The organism is Halorubrum sp. CBA1125 (genome assembly GCF_009742825.1).
Taxonomy (GTDB): Archaea; Halobacteriota; Halobacteria; order Halobacteriales; family Haloferacaceae; genus Halorubrum.
On sequence record NZ_WPCE01000003.1, the window covers coordinates 37,960 to 47,890 of the forward strand.

The window sequence follows — 9,931 nt, forward strand, 5'->3', positions numbered from 1 at the left end:
TCCTGACAGGTCGGGACGAGCGGCGCTCAGCGGACGGTGTAGCCGCCGTCGATGAGCACGGACGTGCCCGTCACGTAGGAGGAGGCGTCGGAGGCGAGGTACGCCGCCAGCGGCGCGATGTCCTCGGGATCGGCGAAGGAGTCCTGGAGCATGCGCTTTTTCCACGCCGCCCGCATCTCGGGGTCGTCAGAGAGGATCTCGGTGTCGACGTAGCCGGGGTTGATGTTGTTCACCCGGATGTCGTGTTCGGCCCACTCGGAGGCGAGCTGGTTCTTCAGTCCCTCCATCCCGGCCTTCGAGGCTGGTAGTCGGCGTGTTTCTGCGGGTAGTTGGCGATGAAGGCGGACATCGAGGAGATGTTGACGATGGAGCCGCCGTCGGAGTCCATCATCGCGAGGCCGGCGTACTTCGAACAGAGGTAGGCGCCGGTGAGGTTGATGTCGAGGGTCTTCCGGAACTCCTCGACGGACTTCTCCTCGGCGGGGGTGAGCAGCGCGACGCCCGCGTTGTTGACGAGCACGTCCACGTCGCCGAACTCCGAGACCGTCTCCGCCATCAGATCCTGGACCTCGTCCTCCTCGGTCACGTCGGTGGGCACCGCGAGCGTCTCGGAGCCCGTCTTCGCCGCGATCTCGTCTGCGGCCTCTCGACCCGCCTCAGCGTCGCGGTTTGCGATGACGACGTTCGCGCCGATATCGGCGAGGCCCTCGCTGATGGCGTAGCCGATGCCCCGGTTCCCGCCCGTCACGACTGCGGTCTCGCCGTCGAGTTTGAATCTGTCGAGTAGCGACATCGAGTGGCGATTCCCCGGTGTATATCATAAATGTTGTGCCAGAATTCGCCCGTCGGGACGGTCGGAGACCGAACGCGATGGTTCGACGGGAATTCCGACCCGTCAGTCGTCAGATCACAGCGACTCGACACCCACCACTCGGTCGTCGAGAGCGACCCGTTCGGTAGCGGTACCGATCCATCGCAGGCGCCGTGGCTCTCGGCAGCTCGGAGCGCTGGAGGGCACGTGCCGGAAGGGTCGGTACGTTCGGGATCGATTCGACGCGACGCTCGTACTGTGAGGAATCGGTTACCGAACCAGGTACCCGCCGTCGATGACGACGGATTCGCCGGTCATGTACCACGAGGCGTCGGAGGCGAGGAACACGGCGAGCGGACCGATGTCCTCGGGACGAGCCATCTCGTCGAGGAGCATCTCGCGGCGCCACTCCTCAACCATCTCGGGGTCCTCCTCGATGACCTCGTCGATCAGATCCGTGCGGACGTAGCCGGGGTTGATGTTGTTCACCCGGATGCCGTGTTCGGCCCACTCGGAGGCCAACTGGAACTTGAATCCCTCGACGCCGGCCTTCGAGGCGTTGTAAGACACCTGCGGTTGGGGGTGATTCGCCATGAACGCGGAGATGGACGAAACGTTGATGATGGACCCCCCATCCGAGTCGATCATCTCGCGGCCGGCGGCGCGAGAACACCGGAAGACGGCGTCGAGGTTGAGGTCCATCACTTTCCGCCACTCCTCCATCGTCATCTCTTCGGCCGGGATATTGAGCGTCCGCCCGGCGTTGTTCACCAACACGTCGAGACTCCCGAACTCCTCGACCGTCGCGTCGACGAGCGCCTCCACGTCGTCGTCGTCGGTCACGTCCGTCGCGACCGCCCGCACCTCGGCGCCCGTCTCATCGCTGATCTCTTCGGCGGCAGCCTCTCCGGCGGCCTCGTCCCGGTTGGCGATGACGAGGTTCGCGCCGGCAGCGGCCAGCGAGTCGGAGATGCCGCGGCCGATACCGCGGTTCCCGCCGGTGACAATCGCCGTCTTTCCGTCCAGTCGGAAGCTGTCTAGCGTAGACATCGATCGGAGGTACAGAAGAGCGGGTACTAAAACTAGTGATTCCCATCGGGAGCACGCGGACGAACCGCCGGGAACAGGCGTTGTCCTCCGTCAGCCTGTCACTCTAGTCACTCGCGATAGATCGGAACGCACGTCGTGGAAAAACGAGGCGGACCGTTCTCAGTCAGACGTCGCCTGCGCCCCGCCGACGCTCACGTCCTTGTCGGCGTGCGCCTCGTCGTGGAGGATGCACCGCGCCTCCTGTTCCTCTGCGACGTCGTACATCCGGGGTTCCTCGTCCCAACACTCGTCCATCACCTTCGGACACCGTGGGGCGAACCGACATCCCGACGGGAGGTTTATCGGGTCGGGAACCTCTCCCTCCAGTCTGATCCGCTCGCGTTCGACGTCGGGATCGATGATCGGCGTCGAGGAGACGAGCGCCTCGGTGTAGGGGTGTTGCGGGTCGTTGATGAGCTGTCGTGCCGGCCCGACTTCCACGATCTGCCCGAGGTACATGATCGCGATGCGGTCGCACATGTGCTTGAGCAGCGAGAGGTCGTGGCTGATGAACAGCGTCGTCAGTCCACGCTCCTCTTTGAGCCTGTTCAGCAGTTCGAGCACGCTCGCCCGAACGCTCACGTCCAGCATGCTCACGGGCTCGTCGGCCACGAGGAAAGACGGGTTGAGCACCAGTGCCCGCGCGATGCCGACGCGCTGGCGTTCCCCGCCGCTGAGTTCGGTGGGGTACTCGGAGGCGTAGGCCTCTGCCGGCCGCAGGCCCACCTCGTTCAGCGTCTCCATCACGAGGTCCGTCCGCTCGTCCCGGGTGCCGAGGGAGTGTACGTCGAGCGGCTCTTTCACCCAGTCGAACACCTTGTACCGCGGGTTGATGGAGTTGAAGGGGTCCTGTTGGATGAGTTGTGCCTCGGTCCTGAACGCGATGTCCTCCCGGCCGGTCTGGGTGGTGATGTCCGCGTCGTCGAAGTAGATGCTCCCGTCGGTCGAATCGTGGAGGTTGAGCAGGGTCTTTCCGAGCGTGGACTTCCCACAGCCACTCTCCCCGGCGAGGCCGAAGGACTCGCCTTCCCTGATGTCGAAGTTGACGCCGTCGACCGCCTTCACGACCTCCCGGTCGCCCCGGGAGAGCAGGCGGTCGAGCAGCCCCTGGTTCGCGGTGAAGTGCTTCTTCAGGTTCTCCACCCGCATCTTCGACTGGTGGCTACTCATCGGTCCCACCGTCCGTTGCGCTGATGAGGTCGCCCTGGTCGTCTTTCATCTCGGCCCACGTCTCCCGCTTGCTGGCCTCCTCCTGGAGGTACTCCACCTCGTCCGCGCGGTGACACCGGACGACGTGGCCTTCCTCGAACTCCTCTGGCTCGGGAGTGACCTCTCGGCACTCGTCCTGTGCGAACGGACAGCGCGGGGCGAACTTACACCCCTCCTCCGGTTCGATCAGGTCCGGCGGCGACCCGGGAATCGAGATGAGTTCCTGGGTGTCCTTCGAGATATCCGGGAACGCGTTGCGCATTCCGAGCGTGTAGGGGTGGCGGGGGTTCTTGATGATGGTCTCCGAGTCGGCGTACTCGGCCACGTTCCCCCCGTACATGACCGCGATCTTGTCGCAGGTCTCGGAGACGACGGACATGTCGTGGGTGATCATGATCATCGAGCTGTCGATCTCGTCTTGGAGCTCGCTGACCATGGTCAGTATCTGGTCTTGCACGACCACGTCCAGCGCGGTCGTCGGCTCGTCGGCCAGGATGAGCGCCGGTTCGAGACACAGCGCCAGTGCGATGGCCGCGCGCTGTGCCATCCCGCCGGAGAACTGGTGCGGGTAGTCTTTCACCCGGTTTTCGTCCAGACCGAGCTCTTCGAAGAGTTCCCGCGTCCGGTTCCACGCCTCCTCTTTGGAGCAGTCTTCGTGGGTCCGGATGGCCTGAACGATCTGCGCCCCGACCGTGTGAACGGGGTCGAGGGAGTTCATCGCGTTCTGGGGGATCATCGAGATCTCCGTCCAGCGGATCTGCTTGCGGAGTTCCTCGTCGGAGAGTTCGGTCAGGTCAGTCTCCTTGAAGTTGACGCTGCCGTCGACGATCTCGCCGTTGGTCGGGAGCAGGCGGATGAGCGCCTTCGCGAGCGTCGTCTTGCCACAGCCGCTCTCCCCGACGAGCCCGAGGGTCTCGTTCGAGCCGACCTCCAAGTCGACGCCGTCGACGGCGTGGACGTCGGTGCCTTCGTCGGTATGGTAGTGTGCGTGTAGGTTTTCGATGTTTAACATTGTATCAGTGTCGGAGCTCGGGGTTGGTGAACTTTTCCAGTGTCCGGCCGATGAAGAACACCGACGAGACGAGGAACATCAGCAGGATTCCCGGCGGGATCACCCACCACCAGGCGAAGCGAATGGCGCCGAACGTGTACGCCTGGTAGAGCATCTTCCCCCAGGAGATGAGCTCGGGGTCACCGTAGCCTAGGAACGCGATGCTCGCCTCGAAGATGACCGCGTACGCGATGGCGAACGCGATGTAGAGGAAGGCTATCGGGAGCACGTTCGGCAGGATGTGTCGGTACAGTATCCTGAAGTCGCTCGCGCCGATGGCCTCGGCGGACTCGACGTAGTCGCGCTCCTTCTGTGTGAGCACCTCCGCTCTGACGACCCGTGCGGAGTCACGCCACAGCAAGGCGGCGATCACCAACACGATGTTGAACAGATCTGCCCCGAAGATGAACACGAGGACGATGACGAAGGGTAAGAACGGCAGCCCGTAGGCGATGTCCACGAGCCGCATCAGGATATCGTCTACCAGTCCCCCGTAGTAGGCGGTTATCAATCCTACGTTCGTCCCGATGAACACCGCGATTAGCGCCGCGAACAGGCCGACGAACACCGACACCTGGGTGCCGTAGAGGACCTGTGAGAGCACGTCTTGTCCTTCGTGGTTCGTTCCCAACAGGTGGTCTCCCGACGGCTCGGCGAGTCGCAGTAGCGAGCCGTCTTCCGCCTCGTGACGCGTGTCGGGGTTGTACGGCGCGAGCAACGGCGCCGTCATCGCGAGGAGGATGAACGTGATGAGCAGGAAGACGCCGAACTGACCCATCCGCTCGCCGGAGAACAGGTCGACGGTGCTCTGGAACGCCTCCCGGATCCGCTGTCCGATTCCGACCCCGGACGGGGTGTCTGAACCGCCTCGGTTGAGTATGTCTGAGAAGCTCATTGTTCGTCGAACCTCACTCTCGGGTCTAGGTACACGTACGCGATGTCAGCCACTAGGTTCATGAATATCACTACCGACCCCATCAGGAAGAAGATGGCCTGTGAGACGTTGTAGTCGTTGTACGTCACGGATTGGACCATCTCACGCCCCATGCCGGGCCAGTTGAACACCGTCTCGATGACGAGCGAGCCGCCGATGGTGAGACCGATGACGATGGCCACGACGGTCGTCACCGGGAGGATGGAGTTTCGCGCCGCGTGCTTGTAGAGGATGATGTACTCGGGAATTCCCTCCGCCTTCTTCATCTCGACGAAGTCCGAGTTGAGGACGCTGATCATGCTACTGCGCATGAGCAACGTCGGGGTCGCCATGTAGAAGATCACCCCTGTGAGCAAGGGAAGCGCCAGGTGATGGAGGAAGTCCCAGGCGAGGTACCGTCCCCAGAAGGAGTTGATCTCGGCGCCCGGCGCCCGGATACCCCCGGAGGGGAACCAGCCGAGTTGGAAGGTGAACACCATCAGCACGATGATGCCGATCCAGAACTCGGGCGAGGAGCGCGCGAACAGCGTGAGGATGAGACCGCCCTTCTCCTTTTTCGTGCCGCGAACCCAGCCCATGAACGCACCGAAGATGATGCCGATGGCGAACGCCAGGAAGAACGCGGGGCCCATGAGCAGCACGGTGTTCCAGAACTTTATCACGATGATGTCCATCACCGGCTCACCGTACCGGAAGGAGTCTCCCCAGTTCCCGGTGATGAAGTCAACCATGAAACGCATGTACTGGACGTGGAGCGGGTCGTTCAACCCGAGCCGTTCCAGTATCTGTTGTCTCGCCTCCGGGGAGAGGCCGTCCATCTGGTACATCGACGTCGGATCACCCGGGGCCAACCGGAAGATACCGAAAAGAAGTGTCAGGAATACCCAGTAGGTAATCACGAGCTGTACCAGCCGTCGTCCAACGTAGCGTTGCAGTCCCATAATGTCAGTAACGCGGTCCTCCGTCGCCGGATCGCGGCGAGACGGGCGGCGTTCTATCAGTTTGTGTTAGCATGTGTCTTATCGGGTCTGTTTTTATCCGTAAAAAACGTTACGGTCAGGGGGTCGGTGCGTCCGAACTCAGGCCGGCCACTGGATGCGGCCCTCGTCGTTCCACGTGAACCCGGCGGACTCGAGTTCGGAACGGGCGGCCTCCAGGTCCAGGTTGAACGTCTCGACGTCCTCGTTGTACCAGAAGCTCAGCCCCGGCGAGAAGCACGTCTGGATCTCCTGTGCGGTACCGCCGGTCGCCACCTGAATGGCCTCCTGCTTGGGCACGGCGTAAGCCATCGCGCGGCGGACAGCCCGGCCCATGTCGTTGTCCGCGAACAGGTCGCGGTTCATGTTGTAACACGCGTAGTGGATGGAGGTCATCAGCGAGTCGGCCAGCCCGTAGCGGTCGTTCTGCTGGAAGCGCTGAACGTCCGTGACCTGGATCTCGTAGGGGATGAAGTCGACCGTGCCGTCTTCGAGCTGGCGAACGGTCGTCCGGATGTCGGGCGCCTGGAGCCGGACGCTGGTCTCGAAGTTCGGCGTCTCGAAGCCGGCGTCGCCGTAGGCGTCGAAGCGGCTGAGTTCGAGTTCCTCGCCCAGGGTGAACGATTCGACCTGCCACGGACCGCTCCCGACGGGCTCGGGGTTGACCCACTGCGTGGCCGACTCGGCGTCGACCGAGTCCGGGACGTCCTCCCAGACGTGCTGGGGGATGATGTTCGCGGAACGCCCCGCCATCGCCACCGTCTGGAAGGAGGCGGTGGGCTCCGACAGGTTGAACGTGAGGCTCCGCTCGTCGTGGACCTCGATGTTGTCGATGGGTTCCGCGATCCCCGACACGTTGGGCGACACCTCCGCGCCGTACGTGTAGGTGAAGCGAACGTCCTCGGCGGTGACTGACTCGCCGTCGTGCCACTGGAGGCCCTCGCGGAGCGTGACGTCGATGGTGGTTTCGTCGGTCTGGTCGACGGTCTCGGCCATCCACGGGACCGGCTGTGCGTCGTCCGGGGAGATCCGCATCAACCGGTCGTAGACGAGACGGTTGATCTGCCGCTCTGCCCGACCGCGCTCAGGGTTGATGGGGTTGAGCGTCGTCAGGTCCTCAGAGAGCGACCAGGTGAGCTGACTGGAGTCGTTGCCCTCGGCGGGCTCCATGCTCGAGAAGTTGTGGATGTTCCCGAGGCCGTACTCCAGCATCGTGGTCGTGTTGGTGACCTTCTGGGTGTCGTAGGGCATCTGCCGGTTCTGGACCATCACCGGCGTGATGACCTGCTTGTCCATCAGCATCTCCTGGATGTCGTAGACGATCTGCTGACGCTCGTCCGGATCGGTGGCGTTCGACTGCTCCTGGTACATCTGGTCGAACTCGTCGCTCTGGAAGAGCGAGCAGTTCCCGCCGCCCTCCGCCGTGGAGTCGGAGTGGAACCCCGTGTAGAGCGGGCCGCTCGGGTCGAACCCGTCCAGGTACCGGAGGATGTAGATGTCGTGGTCGCGCTGGTTGAACCCCCGGTCGATGTAGTCCGGAATCGAGAGCGCGTGGTACTCGATGTCGAAGCCGAGCTCTTCGAGCTGTTCGGCGTGCATCTGTCCCCAGGTGAACCGGATCGGGTGAACCGACTCCGAGAGGGAGACGTAATCGAGCGTGCGGATCGTCTCGCCCGCGCCTCCGGATCCACCGTCGCTGCCGTCTCCGCCGTCGCCACCATCGCCGCCGTCGCCGCCGTCTCCGCCGTCGCCACCGTCTCCGCCGTCGCCACCATCGCCGCCGTCGCCGCCGCCCATACAGCCGACGACCGACATCGTGGCGCCGGTGGCGCCGAGTGCTTTCAGAACCTTCCGTCTGTCCGTGTTCGATACCCCTTGCTGGTCCTGGCCTTGTCGAGCCATAGCGCACCATTATATTCTAAGCATATAATTGTGAGGGTATGAAAACGAGCGATTCGAGAGCGTCGATCGAGACACACAGTATCCGATCTGTATCAAAAACCAAACTTTATGGAGATATAAATTGAGGAATATCTGTTTTCGCAAATGTATTCGACTTATCTTTGTCTTAAACACCGATAAAAGTGATCTAATAGAATACTTATATTATAGTGTCTGAATTAATATTACACACCGATACGAACACGAATCAATATATGTATCATTCTCATGAAGCTATTGGATAAATTGGCTTCTCCAGCGTGCATGTCTCTGACTGCGTACCACGGTGGTACGCGAGACGCAACCGATTCCTTCTATTTCTGACTGCGCCTTCTCCCTCGTGTCGGCTGACGTCGACGAACGCGACTTCCCCGCCACTCAACGACCGAGCGGTCTCGGGTCTCGCGAACGGCGCCGTGGCGAGTGCTTGGATCGAACATTTGGTAGTGCAGAACGACGAACGATCTGTGAGGTCGATCCTCAGCGACGAGTCTTGGGGGAGATCCTCCACGAGGGACGGTGTCGAAAGGATTTTGCTGTTCTGTCGTGACGTACTCTGCATGCGTGCTGCGCAATACTACGGCAAGAAGGACGTCCGCGTCGAGGAGATAGACGACCCGCCCGTGGGCGAGGGCGAAGTCGAGATCTCGATCGCGTACGCCGGCATCTGTGGCACCGACCGCCACGAGTACGTCGCCGGACCCATTCTCATTCCCGACGCGGAGCCTCACCCGGCGACGGGCGAGCGGCTCCCGGTCACGCTCGGCCACGAGGTGAGCGGCACCGTCGAAGCCGTCGGCGAGGGGGTCACCGCCGTCGAACCGGGCGACCGGGTGACGGTGAACCCGATGTTGCCCTGCGGGGAGTGTCAGTACTGCCTGGCGGGCAAGCACAACGTCTGTGTCGACCTCGGGTTCGTCGGGCTCTCCGGTGGCGGCGGCGGATTCGCGGAGCGTCTCGTCGTCGACGAGGACAACGCCGTCCCCATCCCCGACGACGTGTCCCTGAAGGAGGCCTCGCTGGTGGAGCCGTTCTCGGTCGGGCTCCACGCGGTCAGGCACTCGCCGGTGCGGACCGGGGACTCGGTCGCCGTCTTCGGGACCGGCCCCATCGGGCTGACGGTCATCCAGGCCGCCCGCGCGGCGGGTGCGCGCCGGATCCTCGTCTCCGAGCCTCAGGCGGGCCGCCGCGAGATCGCCGAGGAGATCGGCGCCGACGTCACCCTCGATCCGACGGAAGTCGACCCCGTCGAGGAGATACGCGAGCGCACCGAGGACGGCGTCGAGGTCGCCTTCGAGGTCGCGGGCGTGGACGCCTCCTTCTCGCAGGCGCTTCGCTCCACGCAACACGACGGCCACCTCCGGGTCGTGAGCGTCTACGAGGATGACGTGACGTTCAACCCGAACGAGGTCGTCACCGTCGAGCGGACCATCAGCGGGACGAACGTCTACACCGGCGGCCCCCGCTCGGGCGAGGAGTACGGGATGACGCTCTCGATGATAGAGAGCGGCGCGTTCGACCCCTCGGCGCTCATCACCGATCTGGTCGACCTCGACGACGTGGTCGCGGGCTTCGAGTCGCTGCTCTCGGACGACGGACAGGTCAAGATCCTCGTCGAACCGTAACCGTCTCCGGGAGAGGACTCAGCGAACGATTCACGACGGATTTTTCGATCTGTTATCTGGTGAATCAGCTGTTTAGCGTCGGCGTGCTAGTGGTACGAGATCTCGGATGGAACCGCTCGATACGAGATTGTCGTCACCGCGGAGAACATCTGCAAAGCCCCAGCCGTTCGGCGATACGTGGTCGACAGTTCCGCGACGAATACGTCCAAAGCCCCAGCTGCGAGGACTCGGGGGCTTGCTGTGCGCCTCGGTCACTCGTTTCACTCGCTCCCTGCGGTGCTTACTGCGGCCGCC

General features: G+C 63.0%; 9 protein-coding genes. 1 reads left to right on the top strand and 8 read right to left on the bottom strand.

Going from position 1 to position 9,931, the window contains the following annotated elements; translation table 11 throughout:
- Positions 1-26 precede the first annotated feature (26 nt).
- The 8 genes from GJ633_RS18050 to GJ633_RS01050 form a co-directional block, all read right to left on the bottom strand.
- Entirely contained in the window at positions 27-287 is a 261-nt protein-coding gene (locus GJ633_RS18050) for an SDR family NAD(P)-dependent oxidoreductase (RefSeq protein ID WP_255470483.1), read from the bottom strand.
- Complete coding sequence (locus tag GJ633_RS01020) at positions 275-793, bottom strand: SDR family NAD(P)-dependent oxidoreductase (protein ID WP_255470484.1); 519 nt, start codon at positions 791-793, stop codon at positions 275-277. Before GJ633_RS01020 ends, GJ633_RS18050 begins: the two co-directional genes overlap by 13 nt.
- 288 nt (positions 794-1,081) lie before the next feature.
- The gene (locus tag GJ633_RS01025) at positions 1,082-1,861 is read right to left on the bottom strand and encodes a glucose 1-dehydrogenase (protein ID WP_156586423.1); all 780 of its coding nucleotides are present in this window, start codon (positions 1,859-1,861) and stop codon (positions 1,082-1,084) included.
- A gap of 159 nt (positions 1,862-2,020) precedes the next feature.
- Positions 2,021-3,070, bottom strand: a complete 1,050-nt coding sequence (locus GJ633_RS01030) for an ABC transporter ATP-binding protein (protein WP_156586425.1) — start codon at positions 3,068-3,070, stop codon at positions 2,021-2,023.
- A complete protein-coding gene (locus tag GJ633_RS01035) occupies positions 3,063-4,121 on the bottom strand; it encodes an ABC transporter ATP-binding protein (protein WP_156586427.1) in 1,059 nt (352 codons plus the stop codon). Before GJ633_RS01035 ends, GJ633_RS01030 begins: the two co-directional genes overlap by 8 nt.
- Before the next feature lie 4 nt (positions 4,122-4,125).
- Positions 4,126-5,055: an ABC transporter permease gene (locus GJ633_RS01040; protein WP_156586429.1), complete on the bottom strand. Its 930-nt coding sequence runs from the start codon at positions 5,053-5,055 to the stop codon at positions 4,126-4,128.
- Positions 5,052-6,035 (bottom strand): ABC transporter permease, encoded by a 984-nt coding sequence (locus tag GJ633_RS01045; protein ID WP_156586431.1) that lies wholly within the window; start codon positions 6,033-6,035, stop codon positions 5,052-5,054. Before GJ633_RS01045 ends, GJ633_RS01040 begins: the two co-directional genes overlap by 4 nt.
- A gap of 138 nt (positions 6,036-6,173) precedes the next feature.
- Positions 6,174-7,973 carry an ABC transporter substrate-binding protein gene (locus tag GJ633_RS01050; RefSeq protein ID WP_156586433.1) on the bottom strand — a complete coding sequence of 600 codons (1,800 nt, stop codon included), beginning with the start codon at positions 7,971-7,973 and terminating at the stop codon, positions 6,174-6,176.
- Positions 7,974-8,572: 599 nt separating this feature from the next.
- Between GJ633_RS01050 and GJ633_RS01055 the strand changes: the two genes are divergently transcribed.
- Positions 8,573-9,637 (top strand): 2,3-butanediol dehydrogenase, encoded by a 1,065-nt coding sequence (locus tag GJ633_RS01055; RefSeq protein ID WP_156586435.1) that lies wholly within the window; start codon positions 8,573-8,575, stop codon positions 9,635-9,637.
- Positions 9,638-9,931: the final 294 nt, after the last annotated feature.